General features: G+C 70.6%; 21 protein-coding genes. 13 read left to right on the top strand and 8 right to left on the bottom strand.

Annotated features, from left to right (window positions below):
- Window positions 1-7: 7 nt before the first annotated feature.
- The 3 genes from CYFUS_RS37980 to CYFUS_RS37970 form a co-directional block, all read right to left on the bottom strand.
- Window positions 8-832: an SDR family NAD(P)-dependent oxidoreductase gene (locus tag CYFUS_RS37980; protein WP_095989647.1), complete on the bottom strand. Its 825-nt coding sequence runs from the start codon at window positions 830-832 to the stop codon at window positions 8-10.
- Between the two features lie 51 nt (window positions 833-883).
- On the bottom strand, window positions 884-1,978 hold the full coding sequence (locus CYFUS_RS37975; protein WP_095989646.1) for an SGNH/GDSL hydrolase family protein: 1,095 nt from the start codon (window positions 1,976-1,978) through the stop codon (window positions 884-886).
- Between the two features lie 178 nt (window positions 1,979-2,156).
- Entirely contained in the window at window positions 2,157-2,747 is a 591-nt protein-coding gene (locus CYFUS_RS37970) for a hypothetical protein (RefSeq protein ID WP_095989645.1), read from the bottom strand.
- A 116-nt stretch (window positions 2,748-2,863) separates the two neighbouring features.
- On the opposite strand from CYFUS_RS37970, the gene CYFUS_RS37965 reads away from it, so the two are divergent.
- On the top strand, window positions 2,864-3,727 hold the full coding sequence (locus CYFUS_RS37965) for an NAD-dependent protein deacetylase (RefSeq protein WP_095989644.1): 864 nt from the start codon (window positions 2,864-2,866) through the stop codon (window positions 3,725-3,727).
- 32 nt (window positions 3,728-3,759) lie between these two features.
- Window positions 3,760-4,230 carry a GNAT family N-acetyltransferase gene (locus tag CYFUS_RS37960; protein ID WP_157758887.1) on the top strand — a complete coding sequence of 157 codons (471 nt, stop codon included), beginning with the start codon at window positions 3,760-3,762 and terminating at the stop codon, window positions 4,228-4,230.
- On the opposite strand, the gene CYFUS_RS37955 is transcribed toward CYFUS_RS37960, so the two are convergent.
- The 3 genes from CYFUS_RS37955 to CYFUS_RS37945 all read right to left on the bottom strand — a co-directional run bounded on the left by CYFUS_RS37955 (window position 4,220) and on the right by CYFUS_RS37945 (window position 6,673).
- Window positions 4,220-5,059, bottom strand: coding sequence for a polysaccharide deacetylase family protein (locus CYFUS_RS37955; RefSeq protein WP_095989642.1), 840 nt, complete (start codon window positions 5,057-5,059; stop codon window positions 4,220-4,222). The genes CYFUS_RS37960 and CYFUS_RS37955 overlap by 11 nt on opposite strands.
- Window positions 5,060-5,187: 128 nt before the next feature.
- Window positions 5,188-6,354, bottom strand: a complete 1,167-nt coding sequence (locus CYFUS_RS37950) for an iron-containing alcohol dehydrogenase (protein WP_095989641.1) — start codon at window positions 6,352-6,354, stop codon at window positions 5,188-5,190.
- A gap of 1 nt (window position 6,355) precedes the next feature.
- Window positions 6,356-6,673, bottom strand: a complete 318-nt coding sequence (locus CYFUS_RS37945; protein ID WP_095989640.1) for an antibiotic biosynthesis monooxygenase — start codon at window positions 6,671-6,673, stop codon at window positions 6,356-6,358.
- An 82-nt stretch (window positions 6,674-6,755) separates the two neighbouring features.
- Here CYFUS_RS37945 and CYFUS_RS37940 point away from each other — a divergent pair, with 82 nt between their 5' ends.
- The 5 genes from CYFUS_RS37940 to CYFUS_RS53330 all read left to right on the top strand — a co-directional run bounded on the left by CYFUS_RS37940 (window position 6,756) and on the right by CYFUS_RS53330 (window position 10,557).
- Entirely contained in the window at window positions 6,756-7,961 is a 1,206-nt protein-coding gene (locus CYFUS_RS37940) for a metallophosphoesterase (RefSeq protein WP_095989639.1), read from the top strand.
- 82 nt (window positions 7,962-8,043) lie between these two features.
- Entirely contained in the window at window positions 8,044-8,598 is a 555-nt protein-coding gene (locus CYFUS_RS37935) for a Wall-associated protein precursor (RefSeq protein ID WP_095989638.1), read from the top strand.
- Complete coding sequence (locus tag CYFUS_RS53335; RefSeq protein WP_232537040.1) at window positions 8,588-9,274, top strand: imm11 family protein; 687 nt, start codon at window positions 8,588-8,590, stop codon at window positions 9,272-9,274. The genes CYFUS_RS37935 and CYFUS_RS53335 overlap by 11 nt, the downstream gene beginning before the upstream one ends.
- A gap of 52 nt (window positions 9,275-9,326) precedes the next feature.
- A complete protein-coding gene (locus CYFUS_RS37925; protein ID WP_095989637.1) occupies window positions 9,327-9,881 on the top strand; it encodes a Wall-associated protein precursor in 555 nt (184 codons plus the stop codon).
- Window positions 9,871-10,557 carry a hypothetical protein gene (locus CYFUS_RS53330; protein ID WP_232537039.1) on the top strand — a complete coding sequence of 229 codons (687 nt, stop codon included), beginning with the start codon at window positions 9,871-9,873 and terminating at the stop codon, window positions 10,555-10,557. The genes CYFUS_RS37925 and CYFUS_RS53330 overlap by 11 nt, the downstream gene beginning before the upstream one ends.
- A gap of 25 nt (window positions 10,558-10,582) precedes the next feature.
- Here the strand turns inward: CYFUS_RS53330 and CYFUS_RS37915 are convergent, their stop codons facing one another.
- Entirely contained in the window at window positions 10,583-12,475 is a 1,893-nt protein-coding gene (locus CYFUS_RS37915; protein WP_157758886.1) for a biosynthetic peptidoglycan transglycosylase, read from the bottom strand.
- Window positions 12,476-12,650: 175 nt separating this feature from the next.
- Between CYFUS_RS37915 and CYFUS_RS37910 the strand changes: the two genes are divergently transcribed.
- Genes CYFUS_RS37910 through CYFUS_RS37885 form a run of 6 tightly spaced genes read left to right on the top strand, consistent with a single transcriptional unit; the run spans window position 12,651 to window position 19,491 of the window.
- On the top strand, window positions 12,651-13,127 hold the full coding sequence (locus tag CYFUS_RS37910) for a chemotaxis protein CheW (RefSeq protein WP_095992477.1): 477 nt from the start codon (window positions 12,651-12,653) through the stop codon (window positions 13,125-13,127).
- Window positions 13,124-14,515, top strand: coding sequence for a CheR family methyltransferase (locus tag CYFUS_RS37905; RefSeq protein WP_232537038.1), 1,392 nt, complete (start codon window positions 13,124-13,126; stop codon window positions 14,513-14,515). The genes CYFUS_RS37910 and CYFUS_RS37905 overlap by 4 nt, the downstream gene beginning before the upstream one ends.
- The gene (locus CYFUS_RS37900) at window positions 14,512-15,039 is read left to right on the top strand and encodes a chemotaxis protein CheW (protein WP_095989635.1); all 528 of its coding nucleotides are present in this window, start codon (window positions 14,512-14,514) and stop codon (window positions 15,037-15,039) included. The genes CYFUS_RS37905 and CYFUS_RS37900 overlap by 4 nt, the downstream gene beginning before the upstream one ends.
- Window positions 15,036-17,168 carry a hybrid sensor histidine kinase/response regulator gene (locus CYFUS_RS37895; protein WP_198316284.1) on the top strand — a complete coding sequence of 711 codons (2,133 nt, stop codon included), beginning with the start codon at window positions 15,036-15,038 and terminating at the stop codon, window positions 17,166-17,168. The genes CYFUS_RS37900 and CYFUS_RS37895 overlap by 4 nt, the downstream gene beginning before the upstream one ends.
- Entirely contained in the window at window positions 17,165-18,235 is a 1,071-nt protein-coding gene (gene cheB, locus CYFUS_RS37890; protein WP_095989634.1) for a chemotaxis-specific protein-glutamate methyltransferase CheB, read from the top strand. The genes CYFUS_RS37895 and cheB overlap by 4 nt, the downstream gene beginning before the upstream one ends.
- Window positions 18,232-19,491, top strand: coding sequence for a response regulator (locus CYFUS_RS37885; protein ID WP_095989633.1), 1,260 nt, complete (start codon window positions 18,232-18,234; stop codon window positions 19,489-19,491). Before cheB ends, CYFUS_RS37885 begins: the two co-directional genes overlap by 4 nt.
- Here CYFUS_RS37885 and CYFUS_RS37880 read toward each other — a convergent pair.
- Window positions 19,488-20,396, bottom strand: a complete 909-nt coding sequence (locus tag CYFUS_RS37880; RefSeq protein WP_232537037.1) for a hypothetical protein — start codon at window positions 20,394-20,396, stop codon at window positions 19,488-19,490. The two genes, CYFUS_RS37885 and CYFUS_RS37880, sit on opposite strands and share 4 nt — an antisense overlap.
- Window positions 20,397-20,408: the final 12 nt, after the last annotated feature.

The following is a 20,408-nucleotide window of genomic DNA, read 5'->3' as shown; positions in this document are numbered from 1 at the left end:
GGGCGGCTCAGTGCCCGGGCCGGTACATGGCGGCGGTGCGTTGGGCGAGCAGGCCGCGCGGCAGCAGCCTCGCGGCCAGTGCCAGCGTCTGGTTGAGCAGTCCGGGGACGGACAGCTCCTTGCGCTGGACGAAGGCGCGCACGGCATGGGTGGCGCACTGCGCGGCCGTCATCACCCCCAGGTCTCCCGCCTTGAAGCGCCGCGACAGCCCGGAGTTCTCCAGCAGCTCGGTGGAGATGCCGCCCGGGGCGAAGACGGTGACGGACACGCCCGAGTGCCGCAGCTCCTGCGCCAGCGCCTGCCCATAGCTCAGGATGAAGGCCTTGGTGCCGCTGTAGGCCGCCTGGTACGGCACGGGGATGAACGCCGCCACGCTGGAGATGAGCATCAGCCCGGCCGCGCCGCCGCGCGCCTGCCCTCCTGCTTGTTCAATGAGGTGGGGCAGCAGCAGGCTCGACAGGCGCACCATGCTGGTGACGTTGGTGTTGAGCAGGGCCTGGAACGCGTCCCAGTCCAGCTTCATCGCCTCGCCCCAGTAGGTGACGCCCGCGTTGAGGATGGCGCCGTGGAGCACGCGCTCCCGGGTGGCCTCGGCGAAGACCCGCTCCACGTCCTCGGGGCGCGACAGGTCCGCCACGATGAAGGCGGCCTGGACGCCGTGTCGCGTGCGCAGCTCCTCGCACAGGGCTTCCAGGCGCTCCTTGCGCCGCGCCACCAGGACCACGTTGCCCCCGTGGTCCCTGGCGATGGCGCGGGCCATTTCCAATCCCAGCCCCGAAGAGGCCCCGGTGACGAGTGTCCACCGGGATCGCAGATCGATCGTCCGATTCATGCGCCGCACCCTAGCCGCCTTCCCCTCCGGGATGTTGGGCGGACTGAGGGCTTACGGCGTGGTGGGATCCAGGGTGGAGAAGATCCAGCCCATGCGCTCGTGGCCGGACTTGTTCCACTCCGTGTTCTGGCCGTTGGTCACCGCCGAGTCGGCGAAGTCCGGGGCGCTGGAGCCCGTGGCCGTGCCGCCGAAGGTGCCCACGGAGACGGAGCTGCCGTAGAACGTGGGGTGCGTGTCGTCCGACTGCATGTAGTCGTAGCTGGTGCTCGCGTTGACGAAGTGCGTGTTGGAGTCACGCAGGGTGGCCACGAGCGTGCTGGTGATGCGGGTGACGTAGGCGGCCTCGGTCTCGCCCGACTTGTAGCGCAGCGCCTCGCGGTCGATCTGCCCGTCGCCGTTGGAGTCGTAGTCGGCGCCCATGTACTCGGCGAAGGCGTCCGCGCACTTGAAGCCATACTTCTCCGCCAGGCTGCACGTGCGCCAGTTGCTCTTGGCCAGGTAGGGCAGGAACTTCTGCCGCTGGTTGATGGGCTTGCCCGTCGCCGAGTCCGAGCAGCTGGTGAGCTTGTTGTCCGTGTTGAACCCCGGGTAGTAGATGTTCATCACGATCTTCGCCTTGGCCGTGGTGGCGTACTGGTTGATGGCCTGCATGGCCTTCTCCGTGTACGTGGTACAGTTGGCCAGGGCCGTGTCCAGGCCGCTGTAGCTGCACGTCCCGCTCTGATCCTCGAAGGCAGAGCGCGCCTGGAGATAGTCGTTGCCGCACATCTCGAACATCACCACGCGGGTGTTGCTCGCCTGCATGTACGAGCGCTCGGAGACGATCTTGTTGTTGTAGATGTCGTCGGCCTTGGCGCCCGACTTGGTGCGCCGGAAGACTTCCATGTTCGAGTTGAACTCGCGCGCCAGATACTCCCCCTGCACCTGGGGACCGGAGCGCTTGGCCACGCTGCTCAGCGAGCCCTTGTAGCCCGCGAAGATGGAGTCACCATAGGCCACGACGCGGTACGTCGTGGAGGCTCCGCGGTTGATGGTCCACGAGGTGTTCTGATTGATGGTGCTCGCGAGCGCGTCGCCACCCACCACGAGGGAGGCGGTGAGCGCGCAGGCAAGGGAAACCCTCTGCCCGTCGAAACGAGAAAACATGAGAGGCTCCTGCTGTAACTGGGTTTGGGGGTAAGGCGGGGATCGACGGACTCGTCGATTGCGCCCGCATAACACAAAATCCCAGGTTCTAATAACTTTTGATGATTCAACGCGGATGTAACGCATTGCGTGCGGACGCGGCCAGGCGTGACGCCGTGCGCCAGGAATTGGCGGAGTGTCAGTCCCAGGACACGTCACACACGAGGCGGTTCGTGTGGGGTTGCATCGGGCGCAGCTCGACGCGGCCCTTCTTGGAGACCCGGCGCAGGAACATCTCGAAGGTGGCCGCGAGCGCCTCGGCGAAGGTGCCGCCGCGGTGCAGCAGGGGAGGGAAGTCCTCGAGAATCATTTCCACCCGGCCGTGGGAGGGCGTGTCGCGGATGGGGCGGTAGGTGAGCCGTCCGCAGTCGCGGAACGCCTGCTCCCAGGCGTAGGTGGACCACTTGAGCATCGCCTGGGGCGTCAGGCCGAGCAGACGCACCGCGCCATCGAAGAGCGACTGCATCAGGGGGGCGGACACCAGGTGCTCGGCGAGGAGGGAGAAGAACTGGCGGAAGCCGGGAGTGCCCAGGGTGAGATGGAGGGCATCCGTCAGCCACATGCTCTCGGGCATGGGGATCCAGCCCAGCCGCGGCGTGGACTCGAGCAGGGCGAGCGTCGCGGGGGGGATGTCCATGAAGATCCGGCGCTGTTGGTCCTCGGGCAGACTCCGGGCCGCGTCCAGGATGGTCTTGCAGACGAAGCCGCGGATGGCGGGTAGGCCGGGCATGGGTTGTCGACTATGCCACACCTGGAGCGGCCGGACGCACGAGGGCTTCCTCGTGGCGGGCCACTCCCCGGGGGAGTCGGGCGCCCGGGGCGCGGGGCGGTTATGAGGAGTGCCGCATGACGACCTCCCTGGAAACACCGTCCGTGGCCACCGGGCCCGGGGACGTGGACGCCCTGACGGCGCTGCTGCGCGGCCGCCGTGTCGTGGTGCTCACGGGCGCCGGGTGCAGCACCGAGTCGGGCATCCCCGACTACCGTGGCCCCGGCACGCGCGCGCGCGCCCGCAACCCCATCCAGCACCGCGAGTTCCTCGCCCGGCCCGAGGTGCGCGCGCGCTACTGGGCGCGCAGCCTCATCGGCTGGCCCCGCTTCTCCGCGGCCCGGCCCAACGCGGCGCACCAGGCGCTCGCCGCCCTGGAGGACACTGGCCACGTGCTCGGGCTCATCACCCAGAACGTGGACCGGCTGCACCACGCCGCGGGCAGCCGACGCGTCATCGAGCTGCACGGCGCGCTCGCCCGGGTGCGCTGCCTCCTGTGTGGCGCGCTCGAGCCGCGCGAGCAGTTGCAGCGGCGGCTGCTGGAGCTCAACCCCGGCTTCACCGCCGCGAGCGCCGAGTCCCGGCCCGACGGCGACGCCGAGCTGCACGACGACGCGGTGCGCGCCTTCCAGGTCGCCGCGTGTCTCGAGTGCGAGGGGACGCTCAAGCCGGACGTGGTGTTCTTCGGCGACAACGTGCCCGTGCCCACCGTGCAGGAGGCGTTCGCGCTGCTCGAGGAGGGGGATGCGTTCCTGGTGGTGGGCTCGTCGCTGGCCATCTACTCGGGCTACCGCTTCCTGCAGCGCGCCGTGGATCGCCGCATGCCCGTGGGGCTCATCAACATCGGTGAGTGCCGGGGACATGAATGGATGGAGGTGCGCGTGGAGGCGCGCGCCGGCGAGGTGCTGCCGCGGCTCGCGAGCGCGCTCGGCGCCGGATAGGCTGCCGCGCGCACCCCAGGAGGCCTTCTTCGATGTCCACCGTCATCCGCCCCGCGACGCGGGAGGACCTTTCCTCGCTGGCCACCGCCCTGGCACCGCTGCCGCTCTTCCAGGCGTACAAGCTGGACGCGAGCGCCCTGACGGCGCGCTTCCACGGCGCGCTCGATCGCGGCGAGGGGTTGTTGCTGGCCACCGGGGACAGCGGTCCCGTGGGGGTCTGCTGGTTCCTCACCCGGGGCACCTTCGGCACGGGCGCCTATCTGCGCACGCTCGCGGTGAGCGAGGCGAGGCAGGGCTCGGGCCTGGGCGCGCGGCTGCTCGAGGCCTACGAGGCCGGGTGTGACTCGCCCACCGGGGGCTACTTCCTGCTCACCTCGGACTTCAACACCGCGGCCCAGCGCTTCTACCAGCGGCATGGCTACCGTCAGGTGGGCCAGCTTCCGGACTTCGCCATGCCGGGCGTCTCCGAGCTCATCTTCTGGAAGCCGCGCGTCAGGGGATGACGCCGGCCACCAGGGCGGGCTCGAGGGTGGGGGCGGTGGTGGGCTGGCACGTGGGCCAGGTGTTGTCATCCAGCAGCGTGCCCACGGTGACGAGCTCGAAGCCGCGCTTGCGCAGCCCCTTGATGATGGCCGGGAGCGCCTCGGCGGTGGGGAAGCGCTTGTGGTTCATGTGCATCACCACGATGCCTCCGGGGCTCGCCTGCTTGAGCACCCAGTCCACCATGCGCTTGGGGGTGACGGTCCCGTCCGGGTCACCCGAGGGGAGATCGAAGTTGATGGTGGTGAGCGCCGCCTGGGAGGCGAGCCACGCCACGCGCCCGTCCACCTCGCCAAAGGGCGGACGGAAGTAGCGGGGAATCTGGCCCGTCAGGTCGTACACGACGCGCTGGGCGCGCTGCAGCTCCTCGATCACCTGCCGGTCATCCCTCACCTTGGGCATGTTGGCGTGGGAGAAGGTGTGGTTGCCGAGCTCGAAGCCCGGGTACTGCGCGAGCTCCTGGAGGCGCCGCGGATTGGCCAGTGCCCAGCCGCCTCCGATGAAGAGGGTGGCCGGCGTCTGGGTCTCCAGCAGGGTGCGGATGACGCGCTCGTCGTACTCGTTCTTGCGCGTGGTGCAGGCGTCGAACGTGAGGGCGATGCGCTTTCGCAGGCGCGAGCCGTTCGTCACGATGGGAGCCGTCACGCACGCGGTGGGCCCGGCGGCGGCGGCCGGAGCGGAGGGGGGCGGGGGCTCGGGGGCCTCGGGCTCCTCGGGGGGCGTCCACGCGCAAGCACTCGCGACGAGCACCACCAACACCATCGAGAAACGCACGGAGGAACGACGCGCCATAGGGCCTCTGGTTATAGCGCGGACGCCCTCGGTCTGTTGATGACGCAACAAGTGCTCCGAGGGCCTGGGGACGAGGGGAATCGCACCGTGGGCGGAAGATTCTCCGCGGAGGGGGACTTGACGCGAGCTCAGCGTGAGCGGAGGGCGATCTCCATGAGTTCCTCGTCGGTGAGGGTCAAGGGGTTGGCCTTCATGCTGCTGGCCGCGCGGGCTCGCGCCACCAGCCGGGGCACCTCCGCTTCCGTCAGGCCGTAGGCCCCGAGTCCGGGCACGCGCAACGCCTGACACAGCTCGCGCACCCAGGTGATGCCTTCCTCGGCCCGCGCCTCCACGCGTCCGGTGAGCAGCGCCGCCACCTCCTGGAAACGCGCGAGCGAGGGGTGCTCGGGTGCCCGGGCTCGCAGCGCGCGCAGGTTCACCTCCATCGTGGCGGGCAGCAGGGCCGCGCAGACGGCGCCATGGGGTGCGTCGTACATGCCGCCCACCGGGGCCGCGAAGCCGTGCACCGCGCCCAGCCCCGAGTTGGCCAGACACAGGCCACCCAGGAGGCTCGCGAGCGCCAGGTCCTCGCGCGCGGACGCGTCCGGAGTGTCGAGCACCGCGCGCCGCAGCGAGCGCGCCGAGCGCTGGATGCCCTCGCGGGCGAGCGCGTCGGTGAGCGGGTTGGCGCGGGCGGACACCAGGGGCTCGATGAGCTGGGAGAGCGCGTCCAGGCCGCTGGAGGAGAGCACGCCCGGGGGCGCGCCCTTCAAGAGGTCCGGGTCCACGAGGGCCAGGCGGGGCAGGAGGGTGGGGCCGCGCAGGCTCGCCTTCACCTGGGCGTCCTTGACGCCGAGCACGGCGTTGCGGGTCACCTCGGAGCCGGTGCCAGCGGTGGTGGGAATGGCGACGAGGGGCAGCGAGGGCCTGGTCAGCGCCTGTCCCCGGCCCACCACCTCCAGGTAGTCGAGCGGATCTCCCCCGTGGGTGGCCAGCGCGGCGATGGCCTTGCCCGCATCCAGGGCGCTGCCGCCGCCGAGGGCGGCCACCGCGTCACAGCGCTCGTGGAGGGCGAGCGCGGTGCCTTCCCGGACGCGCTCCACCGTGGGCTCTCCCTCCACCGTGAAGGGCACCCAGGACAGCCCGAGCCGCTCCAGGCCCTCGCGCAAGGGGGCGGCGCGCGTGGTGTCGCGGCCGGTGACCAGCAGCACCCGGTGGCCGCCCAGGGCCCGTATCGCCTCGGGGGCATCGGCCAGACGGCCCGCCCCATAGAGGATGCGGGTGGCGGTGGCGAACTCGAAACCCGTCACCGCCATGTCACCAGCCCTCGTCCGAGGGGAAGAGGTTGGTGAACTTCCGGGAGGTGCGCGGCTCGGCCATCATGGAGGCCACGGTGTCGCGCCAGGTCAGGTAGTGGGCCGTCTCCTTGTGGGCGGCGGGGGCCTCGGGGGTCCGGTACACCTCGACGAGCACGAAGCGCGTGGGATCCTCGGAGTCCTGGATGACGTCGAAGCGGGCGACGCCGGGCTCCTTCACGCTCTGGCTCGCGTTGGCCAGGGTGGCTTCGCGGAAGGCGTCGATGGCTTCGGGTTTGACGCGGATCTGCACGTGGACGACCAGCAGGCTGTGGGGCATGCGCCGACCATAGCGCCGGGCGGGGGAGGGAAGGGATCTTCGGACGGCAAGGGGGCGCCGGCTTTGTTATGCACGGGCGCACATGAGCCGACTCGTCTTCTTCGTTCTCATCAATCTGGGGGCCTGGCTCGTCCTGCGCCGGCTGTGGCCCGAGGTCCGCACGGGGTGGCGCCGGAGCGTGCTGCTCGGCCTGGCCGTGTTTTCGGGGGTGTCGCTCGTGCTGCCGTGGCTGCTCGGGCACGGAGCGCACGGCGGCGTGCCGTGGGTGGACGCGCCGCTGCGGCTCTTCGGCTCGGCGTGGCTCATCTCCGCGCTCATCGTGTTGCTGCTCGGCTGGCCCCTGGCGCTGGTGCTCTCGCGGCGGGAGCGCGCCCGGGAGAAGCGCGCCGCCGAGCCTGTCGCGACTCCGCTGCCGGCGGGAGTCGATCTGGAGCGGCGCGGGCTGCTCTCGGGGGTGGGGCGCGCGCTGCCCTTCGCGGCGGTGGGGACGAGCACGGTGGGGCTCGTGGAAGGCTCCTCGGGCTTCGTGATCCGCGAGGTGGAGGTGCGGCTGCGCGGCCTGCCCCGGGCGCTCGATGGCTTTCGCATCGGGCAGATCACCGACGTGCACGTGGGGACGTTCATCGACACCACCTACGTGCGCGCGGCGGTGGCGGCGATGAACGCGGCGCGCGTGGACCTCCAGGTGATGACGGGGGATTTGATCGACGATCTCTCGCAGCTCGACGAGACGATGGCGGCGCTGGAGACGTGCGAGGCGCCACACGGGATGCTCGCCATCCTCGGCAACCACGAGCACTGGCGGGGGTTGGAGGAGGTGCTCGAGGGCTATGCGCGCAGCGCGCGCCGGGGCAGTCCGGTGCGGCTGTTGGTGGACGAGGCCCAGGTGTTCGAGCATGCCGGGCAGAAGGTGCGCGTGGTGGGCGTGGACTACCCCATGCGGGGGCGCAGCATGAGGGTGCAGGCGGACCGCATGGAACAATCGGCGGAGGTGGCCTTCGCGGGGGCTTCCGCGGACGAGGTGGTCATCTGCCTCACGCACCATCCCTCCTTCTTTCCCCTGGCGCTGGAGAAGGGGGCGCGGCTCACGCTCGCGGGACACACCCACGGTGGCCAGGTGGCCATCTGGGGCGTGCCCGTGTTCTGGTTCGCCTTCGATTACATGCTCGGCCGCTACCGCAAGGGGAATGGTCAGCTCTATGTGTCGGGTGGCACGGGGCATTGGCTGCCCTTCCGGCTCGGGGTTCCCGCCGAGGTGACGCTCCTCACGCTGCGCGCGGAGGGTTGAGGGTGCGGTGAGTCTGAGCGGCATCGAGAAGGAGCACAGGCTCCTGACACGAGGCGCCTGATACCGGCTAAGAACAAGCTCCATGTTCTCGAGCTTGTTGCTGGTGGTGCTGACGCAGGTGGCCTGCTCACCCGGCGAGATGTCGGTGGTGTGCAGTTGCAAGCAAGGCATGGTGAGTGCCTGCGTGTCCCTCGCGGGAGACGACGCGCGCAGGGCCGCGCAGGTGCTGGACGAGGTGCAGGAGGTGCTGGAGCAGGCTTCCTGGAAGGCGGGCGAGGAGGAGAAGAAGCAGCAGTTCGAGGCGGCGGCGGAGTCTTTGTCCCAGGCGCTGGGGTCCTCCGAACCGCCCCAATGCAAGGGCCAGAATCACCACCTCATCTCCCGCCGCATCGCCAAGGGACTTTCAAGGCACCCCACGCTCAAGGGGTTGTACGAACCTCGCGACCCGCGCTTCGTCTCTCGGGCCAAGGATGAGCAGTCGCACTGCGGCTACCAGGAGTGGCACCGCAAGGTGGACGAGGAGGTTGTCAACTGGCTTGAGCAGTTCCCCCAAGCCACGCCCAAGCAGTTCATGGACAAGTTGCGCGAGATCTACAGCCGCCCGGAGATGAAAGCGAGGTTCCCCAATGGCTTCTGATGCCACTACCTCCCAGCGTTTCTTCGTCCTGGAAGAGGGTGTCCTCGGCTCCCATTACGACGCTGATGTCGACACCGTCGAGCCCGTCAATCTCGCGGATGCGCCTCGTTGCCCACAGTGTGGTGGCTTCATCGGCTTGTTGAAGTGGCTCCCCCCGTATCGGGTCAATCTGGAACTGCATGGGGATGCACTCGGGGATTTCATCAAGAACTCAGCGTATGACCTCCTCATCTCCGAGCGATTCGCGGAGGCCTTTCGCACCGAGGAGCTTATCGGGCTGGAGGGCTTTCACCCCGTCGAGGTGCTCCGGGTGCGCCGCATGAGAAAGGGACCTCGCAAGCCTGTCACCGTGCCTCGCTACTTCGTGGTCTCGACCTGCTTCGGCCCAGCCGCGGTGGACCTGGTGTTCAGTCGCATGCGCATCTCCGAGCCCCCCTCGTGCCCGGAATGCCGCATGTCGGGCATCGACACCATCCATGGTTTCACCCTGGAACCGGGAACCTGGCGGGGAGAGGACATCTTCCGTCCGCGTGGTCTGGTGGGAGACCTCGTCGTCTCCGAGCGTTTCAAGGACTTCGTCGAGCGACATGGGCTGACGAACATGCGGCTCACGCCCACCGAGCAGTTTGTGCGGGACCCTTCCCATCTCGGACCCGCTCCCCTGCCTACTCCGTGAGCGGAGACGGGTCCTGTGACACCTACCGAAATACCGGCCAAGGACAATCCCCATGCTCTCGAGCTTGTTGCTGGTGGTGCTGACGCAGGTGGCCTGCTCACCCGGCGAGATGTCGGTGGTGTGCAGTTGCAAGCAAGGCATGGTGAGTGCCTGCGTGTCCCTCGCGGGAGACGACGCGCGCAGGGCTGCGCAGGTGCTGGACGAGGTGCAGGAGGTGCTGGAGCAGGCTTCCTGGAAGGCGGGCGAGGAGGAGAAGAAGCAGCAGCTTGAGGCGGCGGCGGAGTCCTTGTCCCAGTCGTTGGGGTCCTTCGAGCCGCCCCAATGCAAGGGGCAGAATCACCATCTCATCTCCCGGCTCATTGCCAGGGCGTTGGAGGAGCACCCCACGCTCAAGGGGCTCTACAAACCTCGGGACTCGCGCTTCGTCTCTCGGGCCAAGGATGAGCAGTCGCACTGCGGCTACCAGGAGTGGCACCGCAAGGTGGACGAGGAGGTCGTCCGATGGCTCAAGAGCAAACCCAATGCAACTCCCAAGGAGTTCATGGACAAGTTGCGCGACATCTACAGCCGCCCGGAGATGAAAGCGAGATTCCCCAATGGCTTCTGAACTCCCTACCGCCCCGCGCTTCTTCGTCTTGGAAGAGGGCGTTCTCGGGTCTCGTTACGATGCCGACGTCGACAAGGCCGAGCCCATCAACCGCGCGGATGCGCCTCGTTGCCCACAGTGCGGTGGCTTCATCGGCTTGTTGAAGTGGCTCCCCCCGTATCGGGTCAATCTGGAGCTACATGGGGAAGAGCTCGGGGATTTCATCGAGACTTCTGCGTATGACCTCCTCATCTCCGAGCGATTCGCGGAGGCCTTTCGCACCGAGGGGCTTATCGGGCTGGAGGGCTTTCACCCCGTCGAGGTGCTCCGGGTGCGCCGCATGAGAAAGGGACCTCGCAAGCCTGTCACCGTGCCGCGCTACTTCGTGGTTTCGACCTGCTTCGGCCCAGCCGCGGTGGACCTGGTGTTCAGTCGCATGCGCATCTCCGAGCCACCTTCGTGCCCGGAATGCCGCATGTCGGGCATCGACACCATCCATGGTTTCACCCTGGAACCGGGAACCTGGCGGGGAGAGGACATCTTCCGTCCTCGCGGTCTCGTGGGAGACCTCGTCGTCTCCGAGCGTTTCAGGGACTTGGCCGAGCGACATGGGCTGACGAACGTGCGGCTCACGCCCACCGAGCAGTTCGTGCGGGACCCTTCCCATCTCGGACCCGCCCCTCTGCCCACCCCGTGAGCCGGGACGAGTCCCTGGCCTGGGCTCACTCGACGGACGTCTGTTCCTCCGTCGCCTGGGCCTCGCTGTCTCCGCAGGCGAAGGGGAGGGGCGCGTCGAGGGCCTCCTGGTACTCGGTGAAGGTGATGTCCCCGCCCTCGTGCAGGACACCCAGGAGCCTGTCCACGTTCTTCTTCCACACCTCGGACAGCTCTCCGCGAGTGCAGTACACGTGGTAGCGCACCGGGTTGGGGATGATGGTGGCGAGGAAGGCGGACTCGCGGATGCTCAGCTCGCGCGCGTCCTTGCCGAAGTAGTGCCGCGCCGCCTCGCCGATGCCGTAGATGCCCGGGCCCCACTCGATGATGTTGAAGTACACCTCCAGCATCCGTTCCTTGGAGAGGCTGCTCTCCAGTCCCAGCGTGAGGTAGGCCTCCTTCACCTTGCGCGCGTATGTCTTCTCCCGCGACAGGAAGAGGTTCTTGGCGAGCTGCTGGGTGAGGGTGGAACCCCCCCGCACCTTGTCGTCCGGGGGCTTGAGCAGCAGCGTGCTCAACGAGTCGAAGTCGAAGCCCCGGTGCACCCAGAAGGCGGCGTCCTCGCTGCGCAGCACCGCGCGCACCAGCACCCGGGGCAGCTCGGCGGAGGGCACGTAGCGGGGGTTGCCCGGGCCGATGTGCAGCTCCCGCCCGCGTCCTTCCGCCGTCAGCGGCCGGTAGTCGAAGGGCGCGCGCAACCACGCCAGCGGCCCTGGCGGATCCGACGCCTTGCGCTTGGACACGTCGAGCTTCGCCTTGACCTCCCACTCCTCCCGGCGGGCCACGGGGCCGGCCACCGTGAGCGTCCCCTGGAAGTGTCCCTCCAGCTTCGCCAGCTCCTGATCCGGCACCAGGGACGGAGGCAGCGCCGCCAGGGCCTGCTCGAAGGTGAGCGGCCGCAGCTCGGCGCGCAGCGAGAAGCGCGGGGCCTGCTTCCAGTCCGCCTCGCCCGTCACCTCGACGCCCGCTTCGCGGCGCTCGCCCACCGCCACCCGGAGGGACTCGAGCTTCGCGTGCCGGCGCTCCAGCTCCCAGCGCGCACGGCCCTCCGCCGAGAAGGCGAGCGGCCCCACCGGCTCGGGCGCGAGCCGGGCATCTCTCAGTGCGAGGCCCTTCACCGCCAGCGAGAAGGTGGCCTCCCGGCCGTCCACCCGCGCCTCCGCCTCCAGGATTCCTCCCTCCATGGTCCAGGGCGGCTCCGCGAGCGACAGCACGGACCCCGCCGGGACCTCGCGGACCTGGAGCGTCCCGGTGATGCCGGACTCCGCCTTCCGGAGGGACAGCTCCGCGTGTCCTCCGCCGGGCAGTCCGGCCTTGGCCTCCAGCCCGGGGATGCCATCCACGTCCTCGCGCCGTACCCGGGCGGAGAGTGGGCCCCATTCCACCCGGCCGCGCCGCTCGAAGGCCAGGTGCAGGTCCTCCACCACCACCTCCGGCCACGCGCCCCCACTCCCCGAGGAGGCCGCGGGGACCGAGGCGGGACGTGGCGCGCGCATCCGCTGGACCAGGGCCCGCAGCTCCCGCCCGGACGGGCCCGCCTCGATCATCACCTCCGAGAGCACCACCCGGCCCACCTCGATCCGGCCCGCCAGCAGCGCCCGCCACCGGGGGCGCACGGTGATGTGCTCGATGCGCACCACCGGAGGGCCCTCGGGACGGGTGCCCGGCACCTCCAGCGGCCCTAGCGTCACCGTGCCCGTCCAGCCCACGTGGAACTCCTCACCCAGGCGCACCGGGCCCAACCGTGACTCCAGGGCGGGCCTGGCCCGGGCCATCACCCGGGCGCGAACCTCGTCCCCCTCGAGCCAGGCCTTCCCGGCCACGGCCCCCCCGGCGAGCAGCACGGGGAGAAGACACGCGACGAGGAGCCTCTTGGACAGGGGGCGGCGGGGGGGCGGCATGCAACCGGCTTCCCTATCCGCCGGGCGTGTGGGGTTCAACCCTCCCCGTCCACTTCTCCCGGCGCTCGGCCCCTCGCACCAGGCAGGCGGTGGGCGGGGTCGCCGCTCGCTCTCGCCTTGACACCCTCGAAGGGTGCATGCTGTGGCCTGAACGACGAACCCGAAGGAGCCAGTCATGCCCGGGACGGGGTCACGCCGCTTCCTCTTGGTGAGGGCACGGTCGTGGATGTGCGCGCTGCCCCTCGATGAGGTCGAGGAGACCATGAGGCCGCTGCCGATCACTCCGGTGGCGTCGGCGCCCGCCTTCGTGCGCGGAGTCAGTCTGGTGCGAGGCACGTCGGCCCCGGTGGTGAGCCTGGGGGCGCTGCTGAGTGGCGGGGCCGCCGAGCCCTGCATGGGTGGGCGCTTCGTCTCGCTGCGCGTGCCCGAGGGCCGTCTGGTGATCGAGGTGGATGAGGTGCGGGGCCTGTCCTCGCTGGAGGCGGACGCCCTGGAGGCCGTCCCCTCCCTGCTGCGCGAGACGGCCCAGGGTCATGTGCAGCGGTTGGGGGCGCTCGACGGCCACCTGCTGGCCGTGTTGGGCTCGTCCCACCTGTTGCCCCGGGAAGTGTGGGAGCGCCTGGGGCGGTCCGAGGGGAAGGAACTGTCTTGACCGAAGCCCTGTCGCGCTCACCCCTCGCCCGCTTCATCACCCTGGTCGAGCAGCGGTTGGGCCTGCATTACGAACCGGAGCAGTGGGGCGAGCTGGCGCCCCTGCTGTTCGAGCGCTCGTCCAGCCGCGGGGTGGAGGAGTACCTGTCGCTGTTGAACTCCACGGCCTCCGAGGCCGAGTGGAGGGCGCTCGCGGAGCGGCTCACGGTGGGGGAGACGTACTTCCTGCGCCATCCCGCCCAGCTCGAGGCGCTGGTGTCCAAGGTGCTGCCCTCGTTCGCTCAGCCGGGGTCCTCCCTCCGCGTGCTGTGCGCCGGGTGCTCCACGGGAGAAGAGCCCTACTCCATCGCGCTGCTGTGCCGCGAGCAGGGCAAGGTGGACCCCGCGCAGCTGCGCGTGCTGGGCATCGACGTCAACCCGCGCGCCATCGCCCATGCCCGCAACGCGCGCTACTCGCCCTGGTCGCTGCGCTCCGTGCCCCAGGCCCTGCGCGAGCGCTGGTTCCAGCGCTCCTCCGAGGGCTTCTTCCTGCGGCCCGTGCTGAGGGATCAGGTGCTCTTCGAGGAGCGCAACCTGCTGGAGGAAGCCCCCGCCTTCTGGGCCCCGGCCTCCTTCCACGTCATCCTCTGCCGCAACGTCATGCTCTACTTTCCCCCCGAGGTGACGCGGAAGATCATCGCCCGCATGTCGCAGGCGCTCGTCCCCGGCGGCTATCTCTTCCTGGGGCCCAGCGAGACGCTGCGCGGGATCTCCGAGGACTTCGAGCTGTTGCGCAGCGCGGATGCCTTCTACTACCGCCGCAAGGCGCCCGCCCCGGCCGTCGCCCCCGAGCCCGTGAGCGCGCCCGTGCCCGCGACGGTGAAGGCACCTGTCCGGCAGCCGCCGCCGACGCAGGAGGGGCTGGACGCGCTGCTGCCGCTGCTCGACGCGGAGCGCTACGCCGAGGCCTGGGCCCGGCTGGACGCGCTGCCCCAGGCGGCACTGCCCCAGGGGCAGTTGTTGCGTGCCGTGCTGCACCTGAACGCGGGCCGCTTCGCCGAGGCCGAGCACGCGGGGCAGCAACTCCTGTCGGTGAGGGACACGGAGGCCTCGGCCCACTTCCTGCTCGGGGTGTGCCTGGAGCACTCCGGGGACGAGGCCGGGGCGCGCAACCGCTACGCGGCGGCCGCGCGCGCGGATCCCACCTTCGCCTTGAGCCACCTGCGCGCGGGGACCCTGGCGCGGCGGGCGGGCAACGTGACGGAAGCGCGGGTGGCGCTGCGCATGGCGCTCTCGCTGCTTCCCCAGGAGAAGCCCTTGCGCCTGACGCTCTTCGGCGGGGGCTTTGGTCGGCATGGCTTGATGCAGGTGGGCTTGCGTGAACTGCAGGCGTGTACGGAGGTTCCATGAGTACGTCATCCCAGCGGGGAACCCTGCGGTTGGAGGAGCTGCGCGACAGCTTCGATTCGTCCTTCTCCCGGCCGCCTCCGGCCCAGCGCGAGCCCGGCGAGGCCCTCTTGCGGCTGCGCGTGGGCCGGACCTCCCTGGCCGTGCGGCTCGGGGATCTCTCGGGCCTGCACCTGCTGCCCCGTCTGGTGCGCCTGCCCGGGGCGCCGGCCTCGTTGCTGGGGCTCGTTGGCCTCCGGGGCCAACTGCTCGCGGTGCATGATCTCTCGGCGTTGCTGGGCCTTGCCTCGGGGGAGGCCCCGGGCTGGTTGCTGATCGCCGGAGGCGCGCGCCGCGTGGGCTTCGCGGCGACGGGCTTCGAGGGCCAGCTGCGCGCTTCCGCCGAGCAGCGTCACCACGATGCCGCCTCCTCGCCCCATCCCCTGCTCGCCACCCGCGTGTCACTGCCTGACGGTACGCTGTTGCCCGTGCTGGACGTGGACGCCCTGGTGCGCCAACTGTTGGAGGAGGCTTCGCGCTCCACATGAGCCTGGACAGTGATCCCCTTCTCTACTTCCGTATCGAGGCCCGGGAGCTGCTGGAGCAGCTCACCCAGGGCCTGCTCGCGCTGGACGACGGCGAGGGTGGTGCGGAGGCCGTGCCCGAACTCTTCCGCTACGCGCACACCCTCAAGGGGGCGGCGCGCGTGGTGGGGCAGGTGCGCCTGGCGGAGATGGCGCACGCGGTGGAGGACGCGCTCTCGCCCTACCGCGACAGCGGCAACCTGCTGCCCGCCGACAGCGTGCACGAGTTCCTGCGGCTGGTGGGCCAGATGGCCGTCGCCCTGGATGCCCTGGACGCGCCGCCGCCGGCGCCCGAGCAGGCGCCTTCCCAGGAAGAGTCCGCCATCCGCCTCGCCGAGGCCCCCTCGTCCTCGTCCGAGGTGGTGCGCGTGGAGCTGGAGCGGCTGGACACGCTGCTGGAGGGCTTGAGCGAGGCGGTGGTGCAGCTCGGGGGCCTGCGCGGCGTGGTGGAGTCGCTCGCCCAGGCGCAGCAGGGGGCCAATGGCCTCATCGAGCAGCTCACCTCGCCGGTGGCCTCCAGCGGCACGGCCGCCGAGCGTGCCCGGTGGCTGTCGCGGGTGTTGGCCGTGGCCGAGGGCATCCGCTCCTCGCTGGGCAAGGCGGGGCGGCAGCTGGGTGGCGGGCTGGGGCAGGTGGAGTCGGAGCTGGGCCGTCTGCGCGACGGGGCCCACACCCTGCGGCTCGTTCCCGCGCAGACGCTCTTCGGCCCCCTGGAGCTGGCCGCGCGCGACGTGGCCTCCTCGCTCGGCCGCCAGGTGGAGGTGCGCGCCGAGGGCGGTGACATCCAGATCGACGGGCACGTGTTGTCGGCGGTGCGCCAGGCGCTGCTGCACGTGGTGCGCAACGCCGTGGACCACGGGTTGGAGAACCCCGACGAGCGCCGGGCCCTGGGCAAGTCCCCCGCGGGCACCTTCAAGCTCGAGGTGCGGCGGCGGGGCGGGCGCGTGTCCTTCCTGTGCGAGGACGATGGGCGGGGCGTGGACCTGGGGCGGGTGCGTCAGGTGGCGCTGGAGCGCGGCGTGGCCACGCTCGACGAGGTGGAGACCCTGGATGACGCGGGGCTCCTGGAGCTGCTCTTCCGGCCGGGTTTCAGCACGGCCCGCTCCGTCACCGACGTGTCCGGCCGCGGCGTGGGCCTGGACGTGGTGCGCGACACCGTGCGCCGGCTCAAGGGCGAGGTGTCCATCTCCTCCCGGCCGGGTCTGGGCACGAGCATCCAATTGGAGGTGCCCCTCACCCTGGCCTCGCTGGAGGTGTTGGGGGTATCGGCCGGTGGCCAGCGCCTGCTGCTTCCCCTGGAGTCGCTCGGCGGCGCGCTCCACCTGCCGGCGGACGCCGTGACCTGGACGGGGGGCCGGGGCAGCATCTCCCACGAGGGCGAGGTGCTGTCCTTCCTGCCCCTGGTGGATGCGCTCGACAGCGCGGGCGCGGGCGCGCAGCGGCTCCGGGCCTGGTCCGTGCTGGTGCTCGACGCGGGCACCGGAGGCCGGGCCGCGGTGGGCGTGGACAAGCTGCTCGGCATCTCCCGCCGGGTGAGCCGGCCCCTGCCCTCCACCGTGCCCGCGCTGCCGCTGGTGGCCGGGGCCAGCTTCGACGAGCAGGGCGTGCCCCTGTTGCTCCTGGATGCCGCGGGACTCGTGCGCCGCATCCAGTCCGGGACCACGGGGGGCGCGCCCCAGGTACGTCCCCTCACGCGCCACCGCGTCCTCGTGGTGGATGACTCCGTCACCACGCGCATGCTGGAGAAGAGCATCCTCGAGGCCGCGGGCTACCAGGTGGAACTGGCCGCCTCCGGCGAGGAGGGCCTGGAGAAGATCAAGCGCGGCGGCCACTCGCTGCTCATCGTCGACGTGGAGATGCCGGGCATGTCCGGCCTGGACGTCACGCGCCACCTGCGCGCCACCCCCGAGTTCCAGTCCCTGCCCATCCTCATGGTGTCCTCGCTCGCCACGGACGAGGACCTGCGGCGCAGCCGGGAAGCGGGCGTGTCCGCCTACATCGTCAAGGGCGAGTTCCACCAGCACCGCTTCCTGGAGACGGTGGCGCGGCTGGCGGCGCAAGGAGCCGCCCAGGGACGGAGGCCCGCCTCATGAAGCGCCTGCGCGTCCTCATCGTCGACGACTCGCTGACGATGCGTCGTCGGCTCGCGGATCTCTTCGCGGCGGATGGCACGTTCGAGGTGGTGGGCGAGGCGCTCGACGGCCAGCAGGCCTTCGAGCACTGCCACCGGCTGCGGCCGGACGTGGTGACGATGGATCTGATGATGCCGAAGCTGGATGGGCTGCGCTCCACCGAGCTCATCATGGCCCATTGCCCCACCCCCATCGTCGTGCTCTCGGCGGCGGAGAGCCGCACCGAGGGCCAGCGCACGATGGACGCGCTGGCCGCGGGGGCGGTGGACGCCGTGGACAAGCCCTCGGGCCCGCCGGACGCGAAGTGGTCGCGCACCTTCCTGGAGCGGGTGCGGATGGCGGCGCGCGTGCGCGTCATCACCCACGTGAGGGCCCGCTTCCATCGCGAGCCGGTCCGCCCCCCACCCGTGGTGCCGGCGGTGCCCACGCTCGCCCAGGCTCCCCGGTTGCTCGTCGTGGGGGCCTCCACCGGAGGACCCGCCGCCGTGAGCTTCCTGCTCGGCGCGCTGCCGCCGGGCTTCCCCCTGCCCATGCTCCTGGTGCTTCACACCACCGAGCAGTTCGACACCGCCATGGTGGAATGGCTGGAGGCGCGCAGCGGCCTGCAGGTCCGCAAGGCCGTGGACGGCGAGGCCCTGCCGCTGCCGGGCCGGCTGTGCGTGCGCATGGCACCGGGAAATCGGCACATGGTGGTCCGGGGTGGGAGGTTGTGGCTCGAAGACGGACCCGAGCGCCACTCCTGCCGTCCCTCGGTGGACACGTTATTCGAGTCCGTGGCGCGGGAACTGGGCGCGTCGGCCATCGGATGTTTACTGACGGGCATGGGACGAGACGGAGCGGAAGGGCTGGGGGCGATGCGGCGCGCGGGGGCCACCACGGTGGTAGAGGATGAATCGACGTGCGTGGTATTCGGCATGCCCCGCGAGGCCATCCGGCTGGGCGCGGCACAGCATGTGGTGGGGCTGACGGCGCTCCCGCTCCTGCTGACGGCGCTCGCGCGAGCGGACGCGAGGGAAGGAACGGCATGAAGGCACGTGTGCTCATCGTGGACGACAGCGCGACGGTGCGCGCGGACATGCGCGGGGTGTTGAGCGCCGCGGGGTTTGGTACCACCCTGTGCGACAGCCTCGCCTCGGCGCGCAAGGCCCTGCGCGAGCAGGACTTCGAGCTGCTCATCCTGGACATGTTGCTGCCGGACGGGGACGGCGTGGAGCTGCTGGAGGAGCTGCGGCGCGACGCGCGCACCGCCAACCTGCCGGTGCTGATGCTGTCCACCGAGGCGGCGGTGGTGCAGCGGCTCAAGGGCCTGTCCCATGGCGCCAATGACTACGTGGGCAAGCCCTACGATCCGGCCTACGTGGTGCGCAAGGCGCACGAGCTCACGCAGGTGCCCGAGTCGGACGGCACGCCCCGGCTGGTCTCGGCGGGCCGGCGCCGCCGGGTGATGGTGGTGGATGGCCGCATCGACTTCCGCCACCGCGCCGCGGACGCGCTGCGCAAGGACGGCCATGACGTCATCATCGCCGAGACCGGCATGGACGCCATGCGGCTGTTGGAAGCCCAGCCGGTGGACTGCATCCTGTTGGACCTGGAGATGCCGGGGCTGGATGGGCCGGAGTGGGTGCGCTCGGTGCGCAGCCTGGATGGCACGGCCCATGTGGCCGTGGTGGGCCTGACGTCCGGCTTCGACGCGAAGCTCATCTCCGAGGCGCTCGCGGTGAAGGTGGATGCCTTCTGCTCGAAGACGGAGGACATCGAGGTGCTGCGCGCCCAGGTGCGCACCGAGCTGCGGCGCCGCGCGGAGTCCGAGGGGCTCACCACGCCCTCCGGCTCCTTCCCCGCCGTCCACTCCGCCACGCACGCTCCCGCGCACGCGCATGGGCACGCTCCCGCGCACCCGCCCACGCACGCTCACCCTCATCCGGTGACGCCCGCCGCGGTCTCGCCCCCGGCGCATCTGCCCTCGTCCCATGCACCCGCCGCCGCGCATCATCCTCCCGCGGGGCATACGGGCTCGCTCTTCGACGCGGTGGTGGCGCGCTGTGGCCTGTCTCCCGTCATCGCGCCCTCGACGATGACGCGCGCGTGCCGCAAGGCCGGGGTGGATCCTCAGCTCCTCACCCCCGTGTCGCTCGCCCGGGTGCTGCCCACCATCCGCGACATGCTGTCCATCTTCCTCGATGCCCAGGAAGTGGAGCGGCGTGTCCACTCCATCCAACTGCTCACGCAGGGCGGGCCCTCGGGCGCGGCCGCCGTGGACGTGCGCAAGACCCGGAGCCCCTAGGCGCCGGGGGGCTGCTCCAGGGCCCGCAGCGCGGCGCGGGCCCGCCACAGCCCCACGGCGTAGCCGAGGGCGAGCACCGCCAGGCAGGCCAGTCCCAGCCAGGTGTAGCGTTGGATGAGCATCAGCTCGTCCCAGCCGTACTGGTCCACGAGGACGGTCGGGTCGCTGAAGCTGCCCTCCTGGATGCCGAAGGGAATCATCGCGAAGTCCGTCCGGGCGCCCCACCACTCATGGAAGGTGTCCACGAAGGACGCGGCGCCGATGAGGAGATAGCCCCAGTGCAGCCAGCCCCGGCGCAGCGCGGACTCCCGGGGCAGGTAGAGCGTCAGCATGAGGAGCGTGCCGAGCACGAGGTTGCCGCCGTCGCCTCCGAAGGTGATGAGCATCCGGGACGTGGTGGGGCTGCCCAGCACGGTGCCCGCGAACTGGAGGAGGAGTCCCAGGGCACCCGCGGCCACCCAGAGCCGGCTGCGCAGGAGGATGCCCCGGAAGACGAGCCCCATGAGCAGGAAGGCCAGCCCCGCGAAGACGAGGGGGGTGCGTGTCTCCCAGACGAGGGTCTTCCACGGTCCGGGGATGGCCGGGAAGCCGCAGAACCAGGCGGTGAGGGCGTGGCCCAGCTCGTGGATCCACATGGAGAGGAAGGTGCGCAGCAGGAAGTGGCCCGTCTGGTTGCTCACGAGCAGCCACATGCCGAGCAGCACGACGGGAAGGGCGAACAGGCGCAGCCGCAGCTCGTCCCGCGCGTCCTCGAGGTCGCCCTGCCAGGTGAGTATCGTCTCCGGACGGCCCACGGGCACACCGGAGCCGTCGAGCGGGGGAGCGAGGGGAGCGGGGAGCGCCTGGGCGGACGAATCGGGGAGCGCGGCCGAGGCCGTCCGGGCCCGGGCCTTGGCGTAGAGCACACCGCATCGCGG

Origin of the sequence: Cystobacter fuscus (assembly GCF_002305875.1) — a bacterium.
GTDB lineage: Bacteria > Myxococcota > Myxococcia > Myxococcales > Myxococcaceae > Cystobacter > Cystobacter fuscus_A.
Note: the sequence above shows the minus strand (reverse complement) of the source record. Positions and strands in the feature narration are given on the sequence as shown.

Coding starts and splice junctions, on each gene's coding strand:
- CYFUS_RS37980 (WP_095989647.1), bottom strand. CDS start 832: ATGAATCGGACGATCGATCTGCGATCCCGGTGGACACTCGTCACCGGG.
- CYFUS_RS37975 (WP_095989646.1), bottom strand. CDS start 1,978: ATGTTTTCTCGTTTCGACGGGCAGAGGGTTTCCCTTGCCTGCGCGCTC.
- CYFUS_RS37970 (WP_095989645.1), bottom strand. CDS start 2,747: ATGCCCGGCCTACCCGCCATCCGCGGCTTCGTCTGCAAGACCATCCTG.
- CYFUS_RS37965 (WP_095989644.1), top strand. CDS start 2,864: ATGACGACCTCCCTGGAAACACCGTCCGTGGCCACCGGGCCCGGGGAC.
- CYFUS_RS37960 (WP_157758887.1), top strand. CDS start 3,760: ATGTCCACCGTCATCCGCCCCGCGACGCGGGAGGACCTTTCCTCGCTG.
- CYFUS_RS37955 (WP_095989642.1), bottom strand. CDS start 5,059: ATGGCGCGTCGTTCCTCCGTGCGTTTCTCGATGGTGTTGGTGGTGCTC.
- CYFUS_RS37950 (WP_095989641.1), bottom strand. CDS start 6,354: ATGGCGGTGACGGGTTTCGAGTTCGCCACCGCCACCCGCATCCTCTAT.
- CYFUS_RS37945 (WP_095989640.1), bottom strand. CDS start 6,673: ATGCCCCACAGCCTGCTGGTCGTCCACGTGCAGATCCGCGTCAAACCC.
- CYFUS_RS37940 (WP_095989639.1), top strand. CDS start 6,756: ATGAGCCGACTCGTCTTCTTCGTTCTCATCAATCTGGGGGCCTGGCTC.
- CYFUS_RS37935 (WP_095989638.1), top strand. CDS start 8,044: ATGTTCTCGAGCTTGTTGCTGGTGGTGCTGACGCAGGTGGCCTGCTCA.
- CYFUS_RS53335 (WP_232537040.1), top strand. CDS start 8,588: ATGGCTTCTGATGCCACTACCTCCCAGCGTTTCTTCGTCCTGGAAGAG.
- CYFUS_RS37925 (WP_095989637.1), top strand. CDS start 9,327: ATGCTCTCGAGCTTGTTGCTGGTGGTGCTGACGCAGGTGGCCTGCTCA.
- CYFUS_RS53330 (WP_232537039.1), top strand. CDS start 9,871: ATGGCTTCTGAACTCCCTACCGCCCCGCGCTTCTTCGTCTTGGAAGAG.
- CYFUS_RS37915 (WP_157758886.1), bottom strand. CDS start 12,475: ATGCCGCCCCCCCGCCGCCCCCTGTCCAAGAGGCTCCTCGTCGCGTGT.
- CYFUS_RS37910 (WP_095992477.1), top strand. CDS start 12,651: ATGCCCGGGACGGGGTCACGCCGCTTCCTCTTGGTGAGGGCACGGTCG.
- CYFUS_RS37900 (WP_095989635.1), top strand. CDS start 14,512: ATGAGTACGTCATCCCAGCGGGGAACCCTGCGGTTGGAGGAGCTGCGC.
- CYFUS_RS37895 (WP_198316284.1), top strand. CDS start 15,036: ATGAGCCTGGACAGTGATCCCCTTCTCTACTTCCGTATCGAGGCCCGG.
- cheB (WP_095989634.1), top strand. CDS start 17,165: ATGAAGCGCCTGCGCGTCCTCATCGTCGACGACTCGCTGACGATGCGT.
- CYFUS_RS37885 (WP_095989633.1), top strand. CDS start 18,232: ATGAAGGCACGTGTGCTCATCGTGGACGACAGCGCGACGGTGCGCGCG.